21 protein-coding genes are annotated in these 22,538 nt (G+C 72.9%); 9 read left to right on the forward strand and 12 right to left on the reverse strand.

Annotated elements, in window-relative coordinates; genetic code table 11:
• On the reverse strand, window positions 1-345 hold the full coding sequence (locus ABT300_RS08510; RefSeq protein WP_319275991.1) for a YbaB/EbfC family nucleoid-associated protein: 345 nt from the start codon (window positions 343-345) through the stop codon (window positions 1-3).
• A 328-nt stretch (window positions 346-673) separates the two neighbouring features.
• Between ABT300_RS08510 and ABT300_RS08515 the strand changes: the two genes are divergently transcribed.
• On the forward strand, window positions 674-1,411 hold the full coding sequence (locus ABT300_RS08515) for an SLATT domain-containing protein (RefSeq protein WP_351673503.1): 738 nt from the start codon (window positions 674-676) through the stop codon (window positions 1,409-1,411).
• 28 nt (window positions 1,412-1,439) lie between these two features.
• Here the strand turns inward: ABT300_RS08515 and ABT300_RS08520 are convergent, their stop codons facing one another.
• The 3 genes from ABT300_RS08520 to ABT300_RS08530 all read right to left on the reverse strand — a co-directional run bounded on the left by ABT300_RS08520 (window position 1,440) and on the right by ABT300_RS08530 (window position 4,456).
• Entirely contained in the window at window positions 1,440-3,296 is a 1,857-nt protein-coding gene (locus ABT300_RS08520) for a serine/threonine-protein kinase (protein WP_351673405.1), read from the reverse strand.
• 93 nt (window positions 3,297-3,389) lie between these two features.
• The gene (locus ABT300_RS08525) at window positions 3,390-3,848 is read right to left on the reverse strand and encodes a MarR family winged helix-turn-helix transcriptional regulator (protein ID WP_351673407.1); all 459 of its coding nucleotides are present in this window, start codon (window positions 3,846-3,848) and stop codon (window positions 3,390-3,392) included.
• Complete coding sequence (locus tag ABT300_RS08530; protein WP_351673409.1) at window positions 3,845-4,456, reverse strand: DJ-1/PfpI family protein; 612 nt, start codon at window positions 4,454-4,456, stop codon at window positions 3,845-3,847. Before ABT300_RS08530 ends, ABT300_RS08525 begins: the two co-directional genes overlap by 4 nt.
• Window positions 4,457-4,666: 210 nt before the next feature.
• Here ABT300_RS08530 and ABT300_RS08535 point away from each other — a divergent pair, with 210 nt between their 5' ends.
• From ABT300_RS08535 to ABT300_RS08550, 4 genes are all read left to right on the forward strand, one after another.
• The gene (locus ABT300_RS08535; RefSeq protein WP_351673411.1) at window positions 4,667-6,022 is read left to right on the forward strand and encodes an aspartate aminotransferase family protein; all 1,356 of its coding nucleotides are present in this window, start codon (window positions 4,667-4,669) and stop codon (window positions 6,020-6,022) included.
• A gap of 198 nt (window positions 6,023-6,220) precedes the next feature.
• Window positions 6,221-6,922: a GntR family transcriptional regulator gene (locus tag ABT300_RS08540; protein ID WP_351673413.1), complete on the forward strand. Its 702-nt coding sequence runs from the start codon at window positions 6,221-6,223 to the stop codon at window positions 6,920-6,922.
• Window positions 6,919-9,399, forward strand: coding sequence for a glycosyltransferase (locus tag ABT300_RS08545; RefSeq protein WP_502977895.1), 2,481 nt, complete (start codon window positions 6,919-6,921; stop codon window positions 9,397-9,399). Before ABT300_RS08540 ends, ABT300_RS08545 begins: the two co-directional genes overlap by 4 nt.
• A 56-nt stretch (window positions 9,400-9,455) precedes the next feature.
• Window positions 9,456-10,106, forward strand: coding sequence for a putative DNA-mimic protein (locus ABT300_RS08550; protein ID WP_057577891.1), 651 nt, complete (start codon window positions 9,456-9,458; stop codon window positions 10,104-10,106).
• A gap of 13 nt (window positions 10,107-10,119) precedes the next feature.
• On the opposite strand, the gene ABT300_RS08555 is transcribed toward ABT300_RS08550, so the two are convergent.
• Both ABT300_RS08555 and ABT300_RS08560 read right to left on the reverse strand, forming a co-directional pair.
• Complete coding sequence (locus ABT300_RS08555) at window positions 10,120-10,413, reverse strand: hypothetical protein (protein WP_351673417.1); 294 nt, start codon at window positions 10,411-10,413, stop codon at window positions 10,120-10,122.
• A gap of 320 nt (window positions 10,414-10,733) precedes the next feature.
• Window positions 10,734-12,017 carry an adenylosuccinate synthase gene (locus tag ABT300_RS08560; RefSeq protein ID WP_351673419.1) on the reverse strand — a complete coding sequence of 428 codons (1,284 nt, stop codon included), beginning with the start codon at window positions 12,015-12,017 and terminating at the stop codon, window positions 10,734-10,736.
• A 206-nt stretch (window positions 12,018-12,223) separates the two neighbouring features.
• Here ABT300_RS08560 and ABT300_RS08565 point away from each other — a divergent pair, with 206 nt between their 5' ends.
• Complete coding sequence (locus ABT300_RS08565; RefSeq protein WP_351673421.1) at window positions 12,224-13,075, forward strand: diacylglycerol kinase family protein; 852 nt, start codon at window positions 12,224-12,226, stop codon at window positions 13,073-13,075.
• Between the two features lie 135 nt (window positions 13,076-13,210).
• On the opposite strand, the gene ABT300_RS08570 is transcribed toward ABT300_RS08565, so the two are convergent.
• A complete protein-coding gene (locus ABT300_RS08570) occupies window positions 13,211-13,711 on the reverse strand; it encodes a GbsR/MarR family transcriptional regulator (protein WP_351673423.1) in 501 nt (166 codons plus the stop codon).
• 73 nt (window positions 13,712-13,784) lie between these two features.
• On the opposite strand from ABT300_RS08570, the gene ABT300_RS08575 reads away from it, so the two are divergent.
• From ABT300_RS08575 to ABT300_RS08585, 3 genes are all read left to right on the forward strand, one after another.
• Complete coding sequence (locus tag ABT300_RS08575) at window positions 13,785-14,678, forward strand: ABC transporter ATP-binding protein (protein WP_351673425.1); 894 nt, start codon at window positions 13,785-13,787, stop codon at window positions 14,676-14,678.
• Window positions 14,675-16,258, forward strand: a complete 1,584-nt coding sequence (locus ABT300_RS08580; protein WP_351673427.1) for an ABC transporter permease — start codon at window positions 14,675-14,677, stop codon at window positions 16,256-16,258. The genes ABT300_RS08575 and ABT300_RS08580 overlap by 4 nt, the downstream gene beginning before the upstream one ends.
• A gap of 241 nt (window positions 16,259-16,499) precedes the next feature.
• Entirely contained in the window at window positions 16,500-16,814 is a 315-nt protein-coding gene (locus ABT300_RS08585) for a hypothetical protein (protein ID WP_351673429.1), read from the forward strand.
• Here ABT300_RS08585 and ABT300_RS08590 read toward each other — a convergent pair.
• From ABT300_RS08590 to ABT300_RS08610, 5 genes are all read right to left on the reverse strand, one after another.
• Entirely contained in the window at window positions 16,797-18,014 is a 1,218-nt protein-coding gene (locus ABT300_RS08590; protein ID WP_351673431.1) for a cytochrome P450, read from the reverse strand. The genes ABT300_RS08585 and ABT300_RS08590 overlap by 18 nt on opposite strands.
• 188 nt (window positions 18,015-18,202) lie before the next feature.
• Window positions 18,203-18,871, reverse strand: a complete 669-nt coding sequence (locus tag ABT300_RS08595) for a response regulator (protein ID WP_351673433.1) — start codon at window positions 18,869-18,871, stop codon at window positions 18,203-18,205.
• A complete protein-coding gene (locus ABT300_RS08600) occupies window positions 18,868-20,259 on the reverse strand; it encodes a sensor histidine kinase (RefSeq protein ID WP_351673435.1) in 1,392 nt (463 codons plus the stop codon). Before ABT300_RS08600 ends, ABT300_RS08595 begins: the two co-directional genes overlap by 4 nt.
• Window positions 20,260-20,385: 126 nt before the next feature.
• Entirely contained in the window at window positions 20,386-21,063 is a 678-nt protein-coding gene (locus ABT300_RS08605) for a response regulator (protein WP_351673437.1), read from the reverse strand.
• Window positions 21,060-22,535 (reverse strand): sensor histidine kinase, encoded by a 1,476-nt coding sequence (locus ABT300_RS08610; protein ID WP_351673439.1) that lies wholly within the window; start codon window positions 22,533-22,535, stop codon window positions 21,060-21,062. Before ABT300_RS08610 ends, ABT300_RS08605 begins: the two co-directional genes overlap by 4 nt.
• Between the last annotated feature and the right edge of the window lie 3 nt (window positions 22,536-22,538).

Here is a 22,538-nt window from a genome sequence, read left to right on the forward strand (position 1 = left end):
TCAGAAAGGCAGGCCCGGAATGCCGCTGCCGCCGCCCAGGCCCTGGGCCAGCGGGCCGAGCTTCTGCTGCTGCAGGGTCTGCGCGTTCTCGTTGGCCGCCTGGACGGCCGCGACGATCAGGTCGGCGAGGGTCTCGGTGTCCTCCGGGTCGACCGCCTTCGGGTCGATCCGCAGCCCGCGCAGCTCGCCGGAGCCGGTCACGGTGGCCTTCACCAGTCCGCCGCCCGCCTGCCCGTCGACCTCCGTGTTCGCCAGCTCCTCCTGGGCGCGGGCCAGGTCCTGCTGCATCTTCTGGGCCTGCTGGAGCAGCTGCTGCATGTTGGGCTGGCCACCACCGGGAATCACGATCAGCTCCTGTGTTCTACGACTGTCGGGCATGCCTTCGAGCGGTTTCCTGCCGCTCGGCACGAGCCTACGTGGTCTGTGCGGGTGTCGCCCCAGCACTCTTTCGAGTGAGTTGTGCGGAAGTTCTATACCTGATCAAGGCCCACTTCCAGGCGTAAAAGAGGCGAAACCTTCCTCTTCGCCACCCATTGGGAGGTAGGAAAGGTCCGGCGCATCAGCATCGGGCATCACGCACGTCGCGGGCGTCACGCAACGTGAGCGGCCGCATCGGTCGATCGGTCGGATCAGTCGGGATCGGGAGGGAGTGCGGGTGGCTCAGCAGCCGGAGATGCAGCCCGAAGGACCGCCTCAGGACGGGCGGGGCGAGGGCGGCGCGGCCGGGCTGCGGCCGGGCGACCTGACCGGACGGACGTTCCCGCTGGGGGACTGGGGCGAGCCCGCCGAACGGCTGGAGGAGCTGTACCGGTGGGTGGAGCGGGGGGCGCTGGAGACCGCCGCCTGGTATCTCGCCGACCGGGTGTGGAAACGGCGGGCCGCCAGGGCCCTGCGCACCGGCGCGGCCGCCGGTGCGGTGTGCGGGGCCGCGCTGCCCCTGCTGGACCTGACCCGGGTGACGGGCGGCGGCGCGCCCTGGGGGTATCTGGCGCTGCTGCTGGCGGTGGCGTGCCTGGCGGTGGACCGGTTCTTCGGGGTGACCTCGGGCTGGATGCGGGACGTGGCCACCGCGCAGGCCGTGCAGCGCAGGCTGCAGGTGCTGCAGTTCGACTGGGCCTCGGAGAGCGTGCGGGAGGTGCTGGGCCCGGCCGAGGGCACGGCGAGCGAGGCCGCCGAGCGGTGCCTGGCGGTGCTGCGCCGCTTCTCGGAGGACGTCACCGAGCTGGTGCGCACGGAGACGGCCGACTGGATGGTGGAGTTCCGCACCGGTCCCGCGCCCCTGGGCATCCAGACGGCGGTCGCCGTCGGCGGGCGGGTGGACGCGGGCGGCGGCCCGGGCAGGTTCCCCTCGCCGCCGGGAGCGAACGCCCGGCCGAACATGCCCCGCCAGCGCCCGCCGGAGCCCCGCTGACACCGGCGGCTCCGTGCCGCGGGGTGCGTCAGCCGCGGGTGTACGTCAGCTTCTCCCCGGTGCCGGTGTTGACCCGTTGCAGGCTGCCGTCGGGGAGGAGGGTGACCTCCGAGGCGGCGCCGGGGGTGCAGGAGGAGAGGGGCTTGCCCGCGGTGACCTTGGACGGGCCGATCTGCAGGGGGCCGACGGCGCCGGGCCGCCGGGCGAGGGCGGCGCTGAACTCGCAGTGGTAGGAGTCGCCGTCCGCGGCGAGGGCGAGCACCGTGTCCCCCACCTCGCCCTGCGAGATGGTCAGCCGGCGCTTGTTGGCGCCGGTCTCGTTCTTGATCGTCGCGGTCCAGTCGCCGAGGTAGGCCGACGGGATATCGCCGTCCTGCGACGCTGACGCGGACGGGGACGGCGACCCGGAGGGGGACGAGGACGTGCCGTCCGGCGAGGAGGAGTCCGCAGCGCGGGAGGCCGACGGGCTGGGCGACGGGCCCGCCGCGCTGTCGTCGTCGCCGTTCATGAAGGCGTACACCGAGCCGCCGGCGGCGATCGCGACCACCAGGGCGACCAGGACGAGCAGGACCGTCGCGCGGCGGCTGCGGCCCGGCGGGTCCTCGGGGCCGGCGGGTTCGTCCGTCCCGTAGGGGGCGTACGGCGGGGCGCCGCCGGCGTCCGCCGCGTACGGGTTGTAGGGGGCCGGCACGCCCGGCGCCGGGTGGTGGCCGTACCCGGGGACGGGGGGCGCGGCCTGCTGCGGGTGCGGGTGCTGCGGCGGGAAGCCGTACGCCGGGTGGGCCGGGGCGGGGCCCGCGCCGGACACATGCGCCTGCTGCGGCACGCCGCCGGATCCCTCGACCAGGGTGGGCCGGGGGTCGGGCGCGAGCGCGTCGCCGCGCGGCCCGGAGTGCTGCGGGGCGGCCTCGAAGGCGGGGGCGGGACTCCATCGGGCGGTGCTCGCCGACGCGTCCGCGCCCTGCGGGTCCTCGACTTCCAGCAGCCGCACGGCGTGCTGGCCGAGCTGGGCGACCAGGGCGCCGGGCAGCCAGGGGTCGCGGGAGCGGCCGTCGGAGACGGTGTCGTCGACGCCGGTGAGCTCCAGGACGCGGTCGAGGGAGGGACGGGCTCCCGGGTCCTTGCGCAGACAGCCGCGGACCAGGTCGGCGATGCCCTCGGGGACGCCCGCGAGGTCGGGCTCGTTCTCCGCGATGCGGAACATCAGGGCGGGCACGCCGCTGTCGGCGGAACCGAACGGCAGGGCGCCCGTGGCGGCGTAGGTGATGACCGAGCCGAGGCAGAAGACGTCGCTGGCGGGCGTGACCGGGGCGCCCCGCAGCTGTTCGGGGGCCATGAAGCCGGGCGAGCCGATCACCGCGCCGGTCTGGGTCAGCCGGCTGTCGCCGGTCACGCCCTCCAGCGCCCGCGCGACGCCGAAGTCGATGACGCGCGGCCCCTCGATGGTGACCATCACGTTGGACGGCTTGAGGTCACGGTGGACGATGCCGGCGGCGTGGATGTTGGTGAGCGCGTGCGCGAGCCCGGCGGCGAGGATGCGCACCGACCGTTCGGGCAGCGGCCCGTGGTCGTGGCTCACGACCTGCTGCAGGCTCGGCCCGGCGACATAGCCGGTGGCGACCCAGGGCACCGCGGCCTCGGTGTCGGCGTCGAGGACGGGCGCGGTCCAGAAACCGCCGACCCGCTGCGCGTTGCGCACCTCCTGCCGGAACCGCGCCCGGAACTCCTCGCGCGCCGCCAGCTCCGGCCGGACCAGCTTCACGGCTACGGTGCGCCCGCGGTCCGAGCGGGCGAGGTACACCTGCCCCATGCCGCCCGCGCCCAGCCGCGCGAGCAGCCGGTAACCGCCGATGCGCTGCGGGTCTCCCTGGCCCAGCTTCTCCATCGCAGCGCCGCCTTTCCCGCACATGTGTGATCGAGACATGTGCAATCCAGCCGAGAATAATCCGGCCGTTCGGGGAGTTGTGCGGTGCGATGTCTACGGTTCCGTAACGGGCTGCTCCAGTGCGTCCAGCACCTGGGACAGGCGTTCCAGGGCGCGTACTGCCTCGGCGAGCTCCGCCTCTCCGTACGCCTGGGCGAGCCGGTCGGCGAAGGCCGCGTGCCCCGGTCCGATGCGGGCGACCGCGGCCCGCCCCGCCTCGGTGGGGGCGAGCAGCTTGGCGCGGCGGTGGGCGGGGTTGGGGCGGTACTCGGCGAGCCCGTGCTCGACCAGCACGTCGGCGATCCGCTGCACGCTCTGCCGGGTGATGCCCATCGCGCGGGCGATGCCGGACACCGGCAGCGGGTCGCCGAGGACCGCGCCGAGCACCTGCCAGCGTGCGGCGGAGAGCCCGGACGGGCCGGCCAGCTCCTCCGCGACGGCGAGGAACTGGCCGTTGAGCCGGAAGACCCCGAGGGCGCTGCGGCTCAGCAGCTCCTGGCGCCGCGCGCTCACCGGCCGGCCGTCGCGTTCTCCAGGACGGCGTAGGCCTGCGGGTCGGAGTCGTGGAAGAGCCGGTACCAGGCGTCCAGCACCTCCCCTTCGTACACCCCTAGGAGGTGCAGGATCTCGCGGGCGAAGGCGACCGGCTCGGTCGGGCCGGCCGTGATCAGGGCGCCGTCCGTCACCGCGTCCGCCTCGGTGTACCGGTGGCCGCCGCGGTAGCCGGTGGCGGCCAGGTAGAAGGAGACCGCGCTGGTGTGGTCGCGCTCGTCGAGCAGGCCCTCGCGGGCGAGCCCTGCGGTGGCTCCGCAGATCGCGGCGACGGGGGTGCCGGCGGCGAGGAACTCCCGTGCCTTGCGGGCGAAGGGCGCGAGGTCGTCGGCGGTGTCCCAGAGGTCGGCGCCCGGGAGGATCAGCAGGGAGCTGTCCTCGGGCCGTACGTCGTCCAGCGCCAGGTCGGGCAGGACCCGCAGGCCGCCGATGCTGGTCACCGGCGTCGCCGCGGACGCGCCGACCGTGCGGATCAGATGGCCGCCGCGGGCGAGGTACGCCGTCGCGAACCCCGTCTCCCAGTCGGCGAACGTGTCGTACACGGCGAGATGCACGGGCTTGCCGGTCATGGCTCCTCCTGAGGGTCGGCCCCTCGGCGATCCGAGGTGTATGACAGCAGACTGTCATTTCGACAGCCTGCTGTCAATGCGATCCGAGCCTCCACGCCCGCTCGCCGCCCCCTCCCCTCCCCCACGCCCGACAACCTGTCGCGGAATCGCCCCGCCGACGGAACAGGACGCCGATACCGCTTCCGCATCGCGGACATTTACGCTCACTGCATGACCCCTCAGACCGACCCCCGGACCGGCGCCGCAGTCAAGGCCGCCGACCGCGCGCACGTCTTCCACTCCTGGTCCGCCCAGGAGCTCATCGACCCGCTCGCCGTGGCCGGCGCCGAGGGGTCGTACTTCTGGGACTACGACGGCAACCGGTACCTCGACCTCACCAGCGGCCTCGTCTACACGAACATCGGCTACCAGCACCCGAAGGTCGTCGCCGCGATACAGGAACAGGCCGCACGCCTGACGACGTTCGCGCCCGCCTTCGCGATCGAGGCCCGCTCCGAGGCGGCCCGGCTGATCGCCGAGCGCACCCCCGGCGACCTGGACAAGATCTTCTTCACCAACGGCGGGGCCGACGCGGTCGAGCACGCCGTGCGCATGGCCCGGCTGCACACCGGGCGCGCCAAGGTGCTCTCCGCCTACCGCTCCTACCACGGCGGCACCCAGCAGGCGGTGAACCTCACCGGCGACCCCCGCCGCTGGGCCTCCGACACCGCGACGGCCGGCGTCGTGCACTTCTGGGCGCCCTTCCTGTACCGCTCCCGCTTCTACGCCGAGACCGAGGAGCAGGAGACCGCGCGCGCCCTCGAGCACCTCGAGACGACGATCGCCTTCGAGGGACCGGCGACGATCGCCTCGATCATCCTCGAGACGATCCCGGGCACCGCCGGCATCATGGTCCCGCCGCCCGGCTACCTCGCGGGCGTCCGCGAGATCTGCGACCGGCACGGGATCGTCTTCATCCTCGACGAGGTCATGGCCGGGTTCGGACGCACCGGCGAGTGGTTCGCGGCCGACCTCGCCGGCGTCGTGCCCGACCTGATGACCTTCGCCAAGGGCGTGAACTCCGGATACGTGCCGCTCGGCGGCGTCGCCATCTCCGGCGCCGTCGCGGACACCTTCGGCAAGCGGCCCTACCCGGGCGGTCTGACGTACTCCGGACACCCGCTGGCCTGCGCGGCCGCCGTCGCGACGATCGAGGTCATGGCCGAGGAGGGCGTCGTCGAGAACGCGAAGCGCCTGGGCGCCTCCCTCGTCGAGCCGGGGCTGCGCGCGCTGGCCGAGCGGCACCCGAGCGTCGGCGAGGTGCGCGGGGTCGGCATGTTCTGGGCGGTCGAACTGGTGAAGAACCGCGAGACCCGCGAACCGCTGGTGCCCTACAACGCGGCAGGCGAGGCCAACGCGCCCATGGCCGCGTTCGGCGCGGCGGCCAAGAAGGCCGGCGTGTGGCCGTTCGTGAACATGAACCGCACGCACTTCGTGCCGCCGCTCAACGTCAGCGAGTCGGAGGTCAAGGAAGGCCTCGCCGCCCTCGACACGGCGCTCTCGGCGGCCGACGAGTTCACCGAGTAGGGGCGGCCGGCCCCGCGCCGGACCCGCGCCGGACCCGCGCCGCTCCGGCGCGACACCCGCGATACCCCGCGGGATTGCGCGGGATACCGGCGGGATTCCCTCGAAGGGGCTTGATTTCGTCGAACGCGTAAGGTGGCGTGCTCGTACATAACGACGAGCACGCCACTTTTCCGCACCCGACGAGGAGACGCCTCGACCATGCCCGGCAGCACCGGCAACGGCGCGGTGACGCGCAGCACCCTGCGCCAGCAGATCGCCGACGCGCTTCGCGACGAGGTGCTGTCCGGACGGCTCCAGCCCGGGCAGGAGTTCACGGTGAAGGAGATCGCCGAGCAGTACGGCGTCTCCGCCACCCCCGTCCGCGAGGCCCTCGTCGACCTCTCGGCACAAGGTCTCCTCGACGCCGACCAGCACCGGGGCTTCAGGGTCCACGAGTTCTCCGTCGAGGACTACCGCGGCATGATCGAGGCACGCAACCTGATCATCGAGGGCATGTTCATCGCGCTCGACGGCGGCCGCCAGGACCAGCGCGACTTCGAGGAGCCGCGGACCGCGGCCGCCATCGCCGGGGTGCGCCGACGCGGCGAGGAGGCGCAGCGCGCCGCCGCCGCCGGCGACCTCACCGTCCTCATCGGCTACGACCTGCGCTTCTGGCGCGAGCTGAGCGCCTTCTTCGGCAACCCCTACCTCGCCGACTTCCTGCACCGGCTGCGCGTGCAGTCCTGGGTGTGCACGGTGCAGCACCTGCGCCGGCTGACCGATCTGCGCGGCTTCCTGTGGTCCGGCCACACCGAACTCGTCGACGCCCTGTATCGCCGAGACACCGTCGCCGCCCGCAGGATGCTCGCCGCGTACAACGACGAGTCCATCGCCCTGATCGAGCGGCTGGCCGCGGGATGAGCCGGGCGGACGCCCCTGCCGTGCACGTGCCCGCCGCGCCGCCCGCGGCGCCGGCCGTCGAGCTGTCCGTCGTCGTCCCCGCCTACAACGAGGAACGACGGCTCGGCCCCACCCTGGACGCGGTCAGCCGCCACCTGGACGCCCCCGGGAGCCCCTGGAGCAGCTGGGAGATCGTGGTCGCCGACGACGGCTCCACCGACGCCACCCGCGAGCTCGTCACCGTCCGCCGCGACCCGCGCGTCCGGCTCGTCACCGGCTCCGGGACGGGCCGCCGGGGCAAGGGCCACGCCCTGCGGCTCGGCGTCGCCGCCAGCCGGGGCCGCCGGGTGCTGGTCACGGACGCCGACCTCGCCACCCCCGTCGAGGAGCTGGCCCGCCTGGAGCAGGCCCTCGCCGACCGGCACGCCGCGGCGATCGGCTCGCGGGCCGTCCCCGGCGCGACCCTCGGCAGCCGCCAGCACCGGATGCGCGAACTCCTCGGCGCGGCCGGCAACCTGCTCATACGCCGGACGATGCTGCCCGGAACGCACGACACCCAGTGCGGGTTCAAGCTGTTCGACGGCGACAAGGCCCGCACCGCCTTCGCCGCCTCCCGCCTCGACGGCTGGGCCATCGACGTGGAGGTGCTGCGCCACTTCCGGCGGGCGGGCTGGCCGGTCGCCGAGATGCCCGTGCACTGGTCGCACCAGACCGGCTCGAAGGTCCGCCCGGCGGACTACCTCCGCTTCCTGCGCGACCTCGTCCGGCTGCGTCTCCCCGCGCCGAGACCCGCCGACGTCCTGGCCGCCGTCCTCTTCCTCGCGCTGGCCGTCGTCCTCTTCTCCGGCCGCTTCTTCGACCCGGCGCACCGCTATCTGACCGACTCCCTCCAGGACCAGAACCAGTGGGAGTGGTTCTTCGCGGTGACCGCCGACAACGTCGCCCATCTGCGCAACCCCCTCTTCACCGACCTCCAGGGCTTCCCCGACGGCGTGAACCTGATGGCCAACACGACGATGCCGGGCCTGTCCGTGCCGCTCACGCCCGTGACCCTGCTGTTCGGGCCCGCGGTCACGCTCAGCCTGGTGATGACGCTCGGCCTCGCCGCCACGGCCGTCGCCTGGTACCGGCTGATCCTGCGGCGGCTCGTGACGCAGCGGGCGGCCGCCTTCACCGGGGCCGCGCTGGCCGCGTTCGCCCCGCCGATGGTCAGCCACGCCAACGCCCACCCGAACTTCGTCGTGCTCTTCATGATCCCGCCGATCATCGAGCGCGCCCTGCGGCTGACGACCGGCGAGCGGACCACCCGCGACGCGGTCGTCCTCGGCCTGATGGCCGCCTACCAGTTCTTCCTGGGCCAGGAGTCACTGCTGCTCGCCGCCCTGGGCATGCTCCTGTTCGCCGTGGCCTACGCCGTCGTGCGCCCCGACGTGGCGCGCAGGGCGGCCCGCCCGCTGCTGAACGGCCTCGCGATCGCCGCGGCCGTCTGTCTGCCCCTCGTCCTCTATCCGCTGGCCTGGCAGTTCTCCGGGCCGCAGAGTTACACGAGCATCGACCACGGCACCGCGCCCGGCGTAGCCAACTCCCTGCGCGCACTCCTCTCGTTCGCCGGGCGCTCGCTGATCGCGGGCGACGCCGACCGCGCCGACGCGCTCTCCCTCAACCCCACCGAGCAGAACGCCTTCTACGGCTGGCCGCTGGTCCTGCTCGCGTTCGCGATCACCGCGCTGCTCTGGCGACGGCCCGCCGTCAAGGCACTGGCCTGCACGGCGGTGGCCGCGGCGGTGCTGTCCCTCGGCCCGCGCATCGCGGTTCCCCTCACCGACGTCACCGTGCCCGGCCCCTGGGCCCCGCTGGCCGGCCTCCCGCTCTTCGAGTCGGTCATCGAGAGCCGGGTCGCGCTGGTCTGCGCCCCGGCGCTCGGCATGCTGCTCGCCCTGGCGGTCGACCGGCTGGCCCACGCCCGTCGGCTCGGCACGCAGTACGCGGCGCTGCTCGCCGTCTGCGTCGCGCTGCTCCCCCTCGTCCCGGCGCCGCTCAGGTCCGAACCGCGCGCCGGGACGCCCGCCTTCTTCGCGGACGGCGCCTGGAAGGCCTACGTCCGGCCCGGCGAGACGCTGGTCCCGGTGCCGCTCGCCGAACCGGAGGACGCCGAGGCCCTGCACTGGCAGACGGCGACCGGCCTCGGCTTCCGGATGCCCGGCGGCTACTTCAACGGACCCTACGGAGACGGCGACCGCAGCGGCGTCTACGGCGTCCCGCTGCGCTTCACGGCGAGTCTGCTGCGCGACGTGCGCCAGTCCGGCGTGGTCCCGGTCGTCGACGCGCAGGCCCGCACCGAGGCCCGCGAGGACTTCGCGTACTGGCGGGCGGGCGCGCTGGTGCTGGTCCCTCGACGGCACGCGGACCCGCTGCGTGAGACGGTGGACCAACTGGTCGGCCGGCCGGGGAGGCGGGTGGCCGGAGTGTGGGTATGGGATCTGCACGAGGGGAGCTGACGCGTGCCGCACCGACTAGTCTTCCCTGACCGGTCAACGTACTGAAGGAGCTCTCTTTGGCCTGTGACCTGTGGCTGGTGCCGCTCGTCGACGTGTTGTGCCACACCCCCGACAACCCCTTCGCGGACGAACTCGCCCAGTACAACAAGGTGCTCGCGGAGGCGGGACTCCCGCCGGTGCCGGTGTACCAGTACATGCCGGGCCTGTCCGGCGAGGTCGCCCCGGTCGCGGGCTTCGACTACGACGCCCTGCACTTCCTGCGCCGCGTCTACCTGCTCCAGGTGTGCCAGCTTCCGGTGACGCCGGTGGACGAGCTGGGCGGCGACTACGAGCAGCTGCTGGAGATGTTCCAGGCGACGGCCCAGCAGTCCCACCTGGTGTGGCACTACGACCACGCGGGCGCGTACGTCCCGGTGGACTTCCCGCAGCCGCTGTCGAACGACGAACTCCTCGCGGGCGGCGGCCCGCTGGGCTCCGCGCAGTCGCTGCTCAGGGAACTGGAGTTCGTGGCCCCGTCGATCGGCATCGATCCGGCCAATCCCCCGGCAGCCCCCCAACCGCCCGCCGGCCCCACCGAGTTGGAGGAGCCGGCTGTTCCGGCGCCGTACGACCCCAGCCCCTTCGCCCGCGAGCGGCACGTCTGGCTCGGGCTGCACGCGGCGGCCACGCGGAGTCTGGCGCAGGGGTCGATGATCGTCTTCAGTTGAGCCGACCGGTCGGTCAGCGGCCGAGCTGGGCCAGACCCCTCTCGACGTCCTCCGCGTTCATCACCGGGGTGTAGGTGACCTCTGCCCCGAGGTTGAGGAAGAAGGGCTCGCTGAGCACGGGCATCTGAGCGCTGTCCTGCATGTCGAAGAACACGTAGGCGGTGCGCTTGCCGTGGTCGGTGGTGAAGTAGGCCGCCTCGGGCTTGATCTGCTCCATCGACTCCTGGATCAGCTTCCCCAGGGTCCCGCTGCGGATCGCCTCGTTCGCCTTCTCCGTGTCCATGCACGCCTTGAGCATCACGCGCATCGCAGTCACCTTCCTCTGGTCGGCACACACGGATGTCACCCTCAGAGTAGACCTGTATGCGGCATTTCTCCCTGCTGTCACGAGGGAGGGCGAAGTGCCCAGCACGGTCGACCCGCGTGCCGAGCGGCACAGCAAGGCTCCGGGGACGGGCAGTTGCCCGAACAGGCCGAGGGCCGGTCGAGGGTGTCCAGGACCGGCCCAAGCCGACGTACCGCCGACGGCGTTCACCGCGGCCGACTGCGTTCGGTCGCAGCCGGCGGCGTTCGGTCGCAGCCGACGGCTCCCACCGTGACCGGCCGCGCGACCGCGACCGACCGCGACTAGAGGAACGAGTTGATCTGGATCGTCTCGTCCCGGCCCGGACCCACGCCGATGGCGGAGATCGGGGCGCCGGACATCTCCTCCAGCGCCTTCACGTACGCCTGGGCGTTCTTCGGCAGGTCGGAGAACGACTTCGCCTTGGTGATGTCCTCGGACCAGCCGGGGAGCGTCTCGTAGATCGGCTTCGCGTGGTGGAAGTCGCTCTGCGAGTACGGCAGTTCCTCGACCCGCTTGCCGTCGATCTCGTACGCCACGCAGACCGGGATCTGCTCCCAGCCGGTCAGGACGTCGAGCTTGGTCAGGAAGAAGTCCGTCAGGCCGTTCACGCGGGTCGCGTAGCGGGCGATGACCGCGTCGAACCAGCCGCAGCGGCGGTCGCGGCCGGTGGTCACGCCCCGCTCGCCGCCGATGCGGCGCAGCGCCTCGCCGTCCTCGTCGAGCAGCTCGGTCGGGAAGGGGCCCGCGCCGACGCGGGTCGTGTACGCCTTGAGGATGCCGATGACCCGGCTGATCTTCGTCGGGCCCACGCCGGCGCCGGTGCAGGCGCCGCCCGCGGTCGGGTTCGACGAGGTGACGAAGGGGTACGTGCCGTGGTCGATGTCCAGGAGCGTGCCCTGACCGCCCTCGAAGAGGACGACCTTGTCGTCCTCCAGCGCCTGGTTGAGGACGAGAACCGTGTCGGTGACGTACGGAGCGAGCTTCTCCGCGTAGCCGAGCAGTTCCTCGACGACCTGGTCGACGGCGATCGCACGACGGTTGTACAGCTTGGTCAGCAGCTGGTTCTTGGCGTCGAGCGCCGCCTCCACCTTCTGCATCAGGATGGACTCGTCGTACAGGTCCTGGACCCGGATGCCGACCCGGTTGATCTTGTCGGCATAAGTCGGACCGATGCCCCGGCCGGTGGTGCCGATCTTGCGCTTTCCGAGGAAGCGTTCGGTCACCTTGTCGACAGTCACGTTGTACGGAGTGATGATGTGCGCGTTGCCGCTGATCAGCAGCTTCGACGTGTCGACGCCGCGCTCGTTCAGACCGCTCAGCTCGGAGAGCAGGACCGACGGGTCGACGACGACACCGTTACCGATGACCGGCGTACAGCCGGGAGACAGGATTCCGGAAGGGAGCAGGTGGAGTGCGTACTTCTGGTCGCCCACGACGACCGTGTGGCCGGCGTTGTTGCCACCCTGGTAACGCACCACATAGTCCACCGAGCCACCGAGCAGGTCGGTGGCCTTTCCCTTGCCTTCGTCACCCCACTGAGCACCGAGCAGCACAAGTGCGGGCACGCGCGTACACCCCTTCCGGGTGGGGCATGTCCAAGGTCAGGGGCGTACGCGGTGGATCGTTCCACCGCGTTCACCGCGAGCGCAGCGACCGTCGTTGGTCGCCCGTTGTCGGACCCGGATGCCCCGGAATAGACGAAGCCCCTGGCGCAATAGCGCAAGGGGCTCTTGCACAAAGATGCTACCCGAGGAAGCGAGGCAGGACCGAGGTGGCGACTTTCGCGACGTCCGATCAGCTGCTGGTGATCATCGATCCGGTCTCCCGGCGCGCGGACGGGGAGTCCGTGCGGATCGCGAAAGACGTGCTCAGCGCGGGTGCGGCCAGTACGAAGGTGTGCGTTCCGGAGGACCCGGAGGAATTCGCCCGGGTGCTGGCCCGGCGGGGCTCGCGGCGGCCTGTGGTCATCGGCGACGACCGTGCGCTGACCCGGGCGGTGGCCCTGCTGCACCGACAGCGGGCCCTGGCCGAATGCGTGCTGTCGGTGGTGCCGGTGGGCGGCTCTCTGGGCCTCGCGCACGCCCTGGGCGTGCCCACGGGCCCGGTCGCGGCGGCGCGGGCCGTCCTCGACGGGGCCGAGCGGCGGCTGGACCTGCTGGTCGACGACAGCGACGGGGTGGTGCTGGGGGCGCTGCGGATCCCCGCGCCGCCGGCGGCCGGCAGCGTCCTGCCGGACCCTTCGGGGCGGCCCTGGCTGCAGTCGCTGGTCCGCACGCTCGTCCCCGTCCGGCCCTCCCGGACCTCCCGGCCGGTCGCCGCCCCGCTCCCGCCCGGCCCGGCGCGGCTGCGGGTCGAGGTCGACGGGACGACCCTGGTCGACCTGGACCAGCCGGTGGAGGCGGTGTCGGTGACGCCCGGCGTCTCGGGATCGGCCGAGGTGGTGGTGCGACCCTCGTCGGTGGGCGCGGAGGCGGCGGTGCTGCAGACGTACGGCAGGACGGTGACCGTCTCGGGGACCGACTTCCGCTACCGGGCGGACGCCGCGGTCGCCGGGCCGGTACGGCGGCGGACGTGGACCGTGCGGGAGGGAGCGCTGGCGCTGACCCTGCCGGCGACGCCGTGAGCCGGACTGACGCTGCCGACGACGCCGTGAGCCGGGCGGCGCAGGACGCAGGGCGCAGGAACCGCGACGCACGACGCACGAGGCCCCGGGAGCCTTGACGGGGCCCGGGGGCCGGGGCCTGCGGGGAAGGGATTCTCAGCCGTCTCCGAAGAACTGTGCGCGGTGCAGGCGCCAGCGCTCCATCATGGCGGCGATCTCGGTGTCGACGAACTCGAAGAAGGCGAGCGTCTCGGACATCCGGCGGCCGGCCGCGGTGTCGGCGCCGAGGCTCTCGACGCCTTCACGCAGGGACGCCTCCCACCGCTTGAGCACGGACTCGCGATTGGTCAGCGCCTCGTACCACTGGTTGCTGTGCACGCGGTAGCGCTCGCGCCGGGAACCGGGCTCGCGCTCGCGGGAGACCATGTGCTGCTGGGCCAGATAACGCACCGCGCCGGACACGGCGGCGGGGCTGATCCTCAGTTGTCCGCCGAGTTCGGCGGAGGTCATCGCGCCCCCGTCGGAGGAGAGGAGCGCGGCGAAGACCCGGGCGGGCATGCGCTGCATCCCGGCCTCGACGAGCTGCGCGGCGAAGGACTCGACGAACCGGGACACAGCCTCCTCGTCCCGTCGCCCGCCCGCGTCTGTTTCGGTCATGCCCCCATCCTATCGACGGTTCACGCATTTTTTTAACTTCACAAACTTCTGAAGCTAGCGTACGTTCGACACCATGACGAAGGCCATCACGGTGTCCGGACTGCACAAGTCCTTCGGCCGCACCCACGCGCTCGACGGGCTCGACCTGGAGGTCGAGGCCGGTGAGGTGCACGGCTTCCTCGGGCCGAACGGCGCAGGCAAGTCCACCGCCATCCGCGTCCTGCTGGGCCTGCTGCGGGCCGACTCGGGCGCCGCGCAGATCCTCGGCCGCGACCCGTGGAAGGACGCCGTCGAGGCGCACCGGCGCATCGCCTACGTGCCCGGCGACGTCACCCTGTGGCGCAACCTCTCCGGCGGCGAGGTCATCGACCTGTACGGACGGCTGCGCGGCGGCGGCCTCGACGCGGCCCGCCGCGCCGAGCTCATCGACCGCTTCGAGCTGGACCCCACCAAGAAGGGCCGCACCTACTCGAAGGGCAACCGCCAGAAGGTCGCCCTCGTGGCCGCGTTCGCCTCGGACGTCGACCTCCTCATCCTGGACGAGCCGACGTCCGGCCTGGACCCCCTGATGGAGGAGGTCTTCCAGCGCTGCGTGACGGAGGAACGCGACCGGGGCCGGACGATCCTGCTGTCCTCCCACATCCTCAGCGAGGTCGAGGAGCTGTGCGACCGCGTCAGCATCATCCGCAAGGGCCGCACCGTGGAGACCGGCTCCCTGGCCGACCTGCGCCATCTGACCCGCACCAGCGTGAGCGCCGAACTGGCCGCCGCTCCCGACGGGTTGGCGCACCTGCCGGGCGTGCACGGTCTCGAGGTGCACGGCAGACGGGTCCGCCTCCAGGTCGACACCGACCGACTCGACGCCGTGCTGCGGTCGTTGACCGCGTCGGGCGTGCGGTCGCTCACGTCGACTCCGCCCACGCTGGAGGAACTGTTCCTGCGGCACTACCAGGAGACGGCCCAGTGACGACCTTCGTCGCCCCCCGACTCACCGGCACCGGACCGCTGCTGCGTTTCGCGCTGCGCCGCGACCGGCTGCTGATCCCCGTCTGGGTCGCCGTGAACACCCTGATGGTGCTGTCCATGCCCACCAGCCTCGAGAGCCTCTACGACACCCCGGCCGCCCGGGCCGACCTGCTGCGGCAGATGGACGCCAACTCCTCCCTCCGCGCCCTGATCGGCCCCGTCTTCGACGACTCCGTCGGCGCGCTGACGGCCTGGCGGGTCGGCGTGTACGCGGCCGCCCTCGCCGCGGTGACGAGCCTGCTGATCGTCGTGCGGCACACCCGCGACGAGGAGGAGAGCGGCCGTCAGGAACTGATCGCCTCCGGCATGGTCGGGCGGCGCGCCTCGCTGACGGCGGCCCTGCTCGCGGCGGCCGTCGCCAACGCCGCCCTGGGTCTGCTCGTCGCGGCGGGCCTCGCGGGTCACGGGGCGGCCGGCGCCGTCGCGTTCGGCCTCGGCCTGGCCGGGGCGGGCATGCTGTTCGCGACGACGGCGGCGATCGTCGCCCAGCTGACGCAGAGCGCACGGCTGGCGCGCGGGCTGACGGCGGCGGTCCTCGGCGCGGCCTTCGTCCTGCGGGCGGCGGGCGACTCGGCCGAGGTCGACGGCTCGTCCCCGCTGACCTGGCTCTCGCCGCTCGGCTGGCTGGAGAACCTGCGGGCGTTCACGGACGAACGGTGGTGGGTGCTGGGCCTGTTCGCGGCGGCGATCCTCGCCCAGGGCGCGCTGGCCTACGGTCTGGCAGGCCGCCGGGACGTCGGCATGAGCTTCCTGCCGACCCTGCCCGGGCCCCCCGTCGGACGGCTCGGCAGCGCCTTCGCCCTGGCCTGGCGGCTGCAGCGGGGCGGGGTGCTGGGCTGGAGCATCGGCTTCCTCCTGGCCGGCGTCGTCTACGGCAGCCTGACCGAGGGCGTCGCCGACCTGGTCGGCGACAACGACAAGGCCCGCGAGATCATCGAGCGGATGGGCGGTCAGTCGGGGCTGACGGACGCGTTCCTCGCCTCCATGATCGGCATGCTCGGGCTGATCGCGTCCCTCTTCGTCGTCGCGTCCGTGCTCCGGCTGCACGGCGAGGAGACCTCGGGGCGGGCGGAACCCGTGCTCGCGAACGCGGTGGGACGACTGCGGTGGGCGTCCGGGCATCTGGCGATCGCCTTCGGCGGCGCGGCCCTCATCATGCTCCTGGCGGGCCTCGGCTTCGCCGCGGGCTACGGCAGGCAGACCCTCCCGGTCCTGGGCGCCTGCCTGGTGCAGCTGCCCGCGGTGTGGGCGGTCGGCGCGCTGACACTCGTCCTGTACGGATGGGCTCCGCGGCTGGCCCCGGCCGGCTGGGGCGTGGCCGCCGCGATCCTTCTCCTCGGCTGGATCGGCCCGGCCCTGAACGCGCCGTCGGCGGTCCTGGACCTCTCGCCCTTCGCCCACCTGCCGAAACTGCCCGGCGGGCGGATGGAGTGGGGTCCTGTGCTGCTCCTGCTGCTGTCGGCGCCGGCCCTGTCCGCCGCAGGCCTCGCGGGACTGCGCCGACGCGACATGACGACATGACCTCCCCACCGCGGCGGCGGCCGTCGCGCGCGGGAGGGGGAAGGCGGCGGCGGAATCGCGGCCGGGTCCGGAGCCGTGTGGCGACGGTGGCCCAGGTCGGTGGCTGTGAGCGGGGGCGGTGGCTGTGACCGGGGGGATGGCTGTGAGCGGGGGGGTGGCTGTGACCGGGGCGTGGGCTGCGCCGCGGCCGCGGGGCCTGCCGGCGGCGAACCGGGCGGGAGCCGGTGGCGTCCCTCCGTTCATGGGGCGAAGAGCGGTGGGGTGCGGCGGGTGCGTGATGTCGGCGGCGGGCGCGCTGACCGCCGTCTCCCTGTGGCTCTCCTCCGACCGCACCCGGATCCACCTGGGCCGCGGTTTCGAGCAGCAGGACATGGACCTCGGCGTGCTGTTCACCGAGCTCCCGCTGGTGTTCCTCGCGGGAGCCGCCCTGCCGGTCCTCGCCCACGCGGCGGTCTCCGGCCTGCTGCACGACCGGCAGGACCGCCGCGACGCCCGCAACGCCCGCGACCGGCGTCGCGGACGCTCGCCCCGCGACCGGTCAGAGGGTGACAGGTAGGCCCTCCAGACCCCGGATGACGAAGTTCGGCTTGCGTCGCGGCTCCGCCGCCAGGGCCAGCGTCGGAGCCCGTTCCAGCAGGGCCGTCATCGACGCGGCGAGCTCGATGCGGGCCAGCGGCGCGCCGATGCAGTAGTGGATGCCCGCGCTGAAGGAGATGTGCGGGTTGTCCGCCCGGGTGAGGTCGAGCCGGCCGGGGTCGGCGAACACCGCCGGATCGTGGTTCGCCGACCCGAAGAGCATCGCGATCTCGGCCCCCCGCGGCACGGTGACCCCGTCGATCTCGATGTCGTCGAGCACCCACCGCTCGAACAGCTGCAGCGGGGTGTCGTACCGCATCAGCTCCTCGACGGCGGACGGCGCCAGCGAATGGTCGGCGCGCAGCGCGGCCAGCTGGTCCGGATTGCGGAACAGCGCCCACCAGCCGTTGACCGTGGCGTTGACGGTCGCCTCGTGACCGGCGTTCAGCAGCAGCACCGCCGTCGAGATCATCTCCTGCTCGGTGAGCCGGTCGCCCTCGTCGTGCGCCGCGATGAGCCCGGAGATCAGATCGTCCCCCGGTTCCTTGCGCCGCTCGGCGATCAGCTCGCGCAGATAGGCGGTGAACTCGACGGAGGCCCGCACGGCCTTCGCAGCGGTCTCCTGCGACGGGTTCAGCTCGTACATCCCGCAGATGTCCGCCGACCAGGGCCGCAGCGGCCCCCGGTCCGCCTCCGGGATGCCCAGCATCTCCGCGATCACGGCCACCGGCAGCGGCTCGGCGACGTCGCTCAGCAGATCGCCGCCGCCCGCCCGCGCCAGCCCGTCCACCAGCTCGCCGGCCAGCCTGTGCACGTACGGCTTCAGCCGCTCCACCGTGCGCGGGGTGAACGCCTTCGACACCAGCCGCCGGATCCGGGTGTGGTCCGGCGGTTCCAGGTCGAGCATCCCGTGGTCGTTCAGCGTGTGGAACGGCTCCTGCTCGGCGGGCGGCGCGGTCCGCCCGAACTCCTCGTGCGTGAACCGGTGCTGGTACGTGCGCCCCAGCCGCCGGTCCCGCAGCAGGGCCGACACGTCCGCGTGCCCCGGTACGAGCCACTGACCGGTGGGCTCGTAACAGATCACCCGCCCGCGCTCCCGCAGCTCGGCGTAGGCCGGGTACGGGTCCGCCACGAACGCGGGGTCCCAGGGGTCGAAGGAGAGGTCGTCAGCTGCTGCCATGGACGGACGCTAGCCCGTGGACCGGCGTCCTGACCAGGGGGTCCTGGCCACGCGCCCCTCAACACGACGACCACCGCACCAACACCCGCCCCCGCCCGCACACGCACCCCCGGACCCACCCCGTCCGAGCAAACGGCAACCGGAGGGTGGGAGCCGGGAGGCCCGGAGACCCCGGAGGCCTGGGGCGGCTAGCCCGGGGTTACCAGTCTTGCCTCGTAGGCGAAGACCGCCGCCTGGGTGCGGTCGCGCAGCCCCAGCTTCACCAGGATGCGGCTCACGTGCGTCTTGATGGTCGACTCGGCCACCACGAGCCGCTCGGCGATCTCCGAGTTCGACAGGCCCTGGGCGATGAGGACGAGGACCTCCGTCTCCCGTTCGGTCAGGTCGCCGTAGGACGCCTGGACGGCCGCGCGGACCGACCCGGGGGTGTCGGAGAGCTTGGAGAACTCCGTGATCAGACGTCTGGTGACGGACGGGGCGAGCAGCGCCTCGCCGGCCGCCACCACCCGCACGCCGTCCGCCAGCTGGCGGGCCGAGGCGTCCTTGAGGAGGAAGCCGGAGGCTCCCGCGCGCAGCGCCTGGTAGACGTACTCGTCCAGGTCGAAGGTGGTCAGGACGAGGACCTTCGCCGCGCCGTCCGCGGCGACGATCTCCCGTGTCGCCTCGATGCCGTTCAGCTCGGGCATGCGGATGTCCATCAGGACCACGTCGGGCGCCAGCTCGCGGACCCGGTGCACCGCCTCCCGGCCGTTCACCGCCTCGCCCACCACCTCGATGTCCGGCATCGCGTTCAGCAGGACCGAGAAGCCCTCGCGGACCATCATCTGGTCGTCGGCGATCAGAACCCGGATCGTCATGCCCCACCCTCACCCGGAGAGGGCGCGGCGGAGGCGGACGCCGTGGACGCCGGCACCGGCAGGAACACCGTCACCTCGTACCCTCCCTCGCGCGTCGCCTCGGCCGTCATCTCGCCGTTCAGCATCGTGACCCGCTCCCGCATGCCGGTGATGCCGTGACCGGCGCCGGGCGAGGGCTTGATCAGGGTCGGGTTGGGCGGAGCGCCGTTGACGATCCGCAGCCCGAGCCCGCCCAGAACGTACCCGACCTCCACCCGGGCGCTCGCGCCGGGCGCGTGGCGGAGCGTGTTGCTCAGCGCCTCCTGGACGATCCGGTACGCCGACAGCTCCACCCCCTGCGGCAGCTCGCGCACCGCCCCCGTGACCCCCTTCTCCACGTCCAGGCCGGCCTCCCGCACATTGGCGATCAGGGCGTCCAGCTCGGCGAGGGTGGGCTGCGGGGCGTCCGGGACGTCGTAGTCCTCGGCGCGGACCACGCCCAGCACCCGGCGCAGCTCGGTGAGCGCGGCCACCGCGTTCACCCGGATGGTCGCGAAGGCCTTCTCCAGCTCCGGCGGCGGGTTCTCCACCCGGTAAGGGGCGGCCTCCGCCTGGATGGCGACCACCGACATGTGGTGGGCGACCACGTCGTGCAGCTCACGGGCGATCGTGGTGCGCTCCTCCAGGAGGGTGCGCCGGGACCGCTCGTGCGCGGTCACCGTCTGCTGGGCCGTGACCTCCTGCTGGGCCTGCCGCCGGATGTGCCACACGGTGACGGCGAGCAGCAGGATCGCGGAGAACACCAGCATGGACGCGATGTTCGTGACGTAGTGGCCCCAGCCGAAGAGGCTCTCGGCGAAGAAGCCGTAGAACGCCGTGAGCAGCCACATCCAGGCCGCCGTGCGCGGCCGGGTGCGTATCGCCACGACCGTGAGGACCACCAGGTGGGAGACGTAGCTGCCGGGCAGCCACGGCCAGTTCCCGTACGTCGTGCCCAGCAGGGCGACCGCCGACGTCGAGGCCAGCGACAGCCAGAACGCGCCGACCGGCCGTACCAGCGTCATCAGCACCGGCGCCAGGACGAGCAGACCGGTCAGGAATCCCAGCAGTCCGCCGCCGTTGTCCGTGAAGGCGATCAGGGCCGCCAGTGCGCCGCCCGCCGCGACCACCGCGTGCCGCGACCAGGCCGCGTACTCGCGCTTGCGGCCCTTCCACCTGCGGGCGAGCCGGCCGACCTCCTCCTTGCGGGGCAGCGGGCGGTAGGCGAAGGCGTCGTCGAAGAGATCCCGCCGCAGGCCGCGCAGGGCGTCCACCGCCGCCCGGAACTCCGGGCTGCGCGGCCGGTAGGCCTCGAAGGAGTCGTCCGGGTCGCCGGGGGGCGTGCTGTGCGTCTGCGTCGTCTCGGTCACGAGGAAAACGGTAGGCGCACCGAGGGCGCCCGGTCGTCACCAGTGAGAGGGGTTCCGGCGGATCCCTCTCAAGTACTACGGGTCCGGGAGCCCGCCGCCACCGGCCCGAGCGGGTACGGGGCGACCTCAGTACCCGGACGGTCTGACCAGTCCCGACTCGTAGGCGAACACCGCCGCCTGGGTGCGGTCGCGCAGCCCCAGCTTCACCAGGATGCGGCCCACGTGCGTCTTCACGGTCTGCTCGGCGACGACGAGGTGCCGCGCGATCTCGGCGTTCGACAGGCCCTGCGCGATGAGGGCGAGCACCTCCGTCTCGCGCTCCGTGAGATCGCCGACCCGCTCCTTCAGAGGAGCCCGCGGCCTGTCGTCGAGGCGGGAGAACTCGGCGATCAGCTTGCGGGTGATGACCGGGGCGAGGAGGGCGTCGCCGGCCGCCACCACCCGGACCGCCTCGGCCAGCTGGTCGGCGGAGGCGTCCTTCAGCAGGAATCCGGACGCGCCGGCCCGCAGCGCGTCGTACACGTACTCGTCGAGGTCGAAGGTGGTGAGCACCAGCACCTTGATGTGCGGGTGCTCGACGGTGATGCGGTGCGTCGCGTCGATGCCGCCGAGATCGGGCATCCGGATGTCCATGAGGACGACGTCCGGCCCGAGTTCGGCGACCTTGGCCACGGCGTCGAAGCCGTTCACCGCCTGTCCGACGACCTCGATCCCCGGGTGCGCGTCGAGCAGCACGGTGAAGCCCTGCCGGACCATCTGCTGGTCGTCGGCGATCAGTACGCGGATGGTGGCGCCGGTCGTCATCGGTCTCCTTCTCGTGTCGGGGTTGGAGCGCCCCGGCCTTCCGGCCTGCCGGAGCCGCCGGGGTCGTCAGGGTCGTCCGGGTCGTCCGGTGCGTCCCGACGGCTGCTGTCGTGCCCGTCGTCCCCGTCGCCGGGGAAGGTGAGTTCGAGGCCGTCCGGCGTGCCGAGCTCGGCGAGGTCGCCGAGGCGGGTCGCCGCGCCTTCCGTCGGCAGATACGCAAGCACCGCGAAACCGCCGTGCAGGGTGGGATGCGCGGTGACATGACCGCCGAGCATCGCCGCCCGTTCCCGCATCCCGAGCAGACCGTGGCCCGCGCCGGGCGAGGGCCGTACGGGAGCCCGGGGCCGGGAGTTGACCACTTCCAGGTACAGGCCGCGGACGTCGTGGGTGACCGACACCCGCACATGGGAGCCCGGCGCGTGCCGCAGCGCGTTGCTGAGGGCCTCCTGCACGATCCGGTACGCCGACAGCTGCACGCCCGGCGGGTAGGCGGGCGCCTCTCCCGTGACGGCGGCGGCCACGTCCAGCCCGGCCGCGCGCGTGTTCTCCAGGAGTGCGTCGAGACGGTCGAGGGTGGGCTGCGGGGTGTCCGGGGCGGCGCCGGCGCCGGACGCGCCGAGGCCGTAGGGGTCCTCGGGGTTCTCCGAGCGCAGCACGCCGAGCACTCTGCGCAGTTCGGTGAGCGCCTCCAGGGCGTTCTGCCGGATGCCGGCGAGGTTCTCCCTGAGCTCCTCGGACGGGTTCTCCACCAGCAGCGGGGCGACCTGGGCCTGGATGGAGATCACCGACATGTGGTGGGCGACCACGTCGTGCAGTTCGCGGGCGATCCGGCTGCGTTCCTCGAGGAGGGTGCGGCGGGCGCGTTCCTCGGCGGTGATCGTCTCCTGTTCGACGAGCTGGGTGCGGGCCTCACCGAGACCGCGGAAGGCGGCGCCGACGAGGACGACGGCCGCGAAGATCGCGACGGCCGTGACGCCGGTGGAGGTGTAGGTGGCCCCGCCGACCGCGCCCTGGATCACCCACGTGGTGAGGGCGGTGGCGGCCAGGGCCGCGACGGACGCCCGGGCCCGGACGCGCAGCGCCAGGAGGAAGAACACCATGGCGTGCGCGAGGACTTGGGCAGTGGTCCACGGCCAGGACGGACCGGGCAGCGGATGACCCACCAGGGCGGGCCGGGCGGACACCGCGGCGACGACCTCGCCCGCCAGGGACAGCGCCCACGCGGCCCCCGGCTGCCACAGGGCGAGGACGACGGCCGCGCCCTGCGCGAACCCGACCAGCACGCTCAGCTCCGTGCCCAGGTCGTAGCGGCCCATCTGGTCCGTGGCGGCCAGGGCGATGCCCAGTGCGCACCAGCACACCGCCACGATCCCCGGCAGCCGCAGCCGGCGAAGGCGGCTCCGACGCGCCGACGGCGAGACGACACGACGGTCGGCACGGACCGGCGCCCTGTCGCTCCCCTTGCCCTTCACGGG

Origin of the sequence: Streptomyces sp. NPDC001027 (assembly GCF_040299045.1) — a bacterium.
GTDB lineage: Bacteria > Actinomycetota > Actinomycetes > Streptomycetales > Streptomycetaceae > Streptomyces.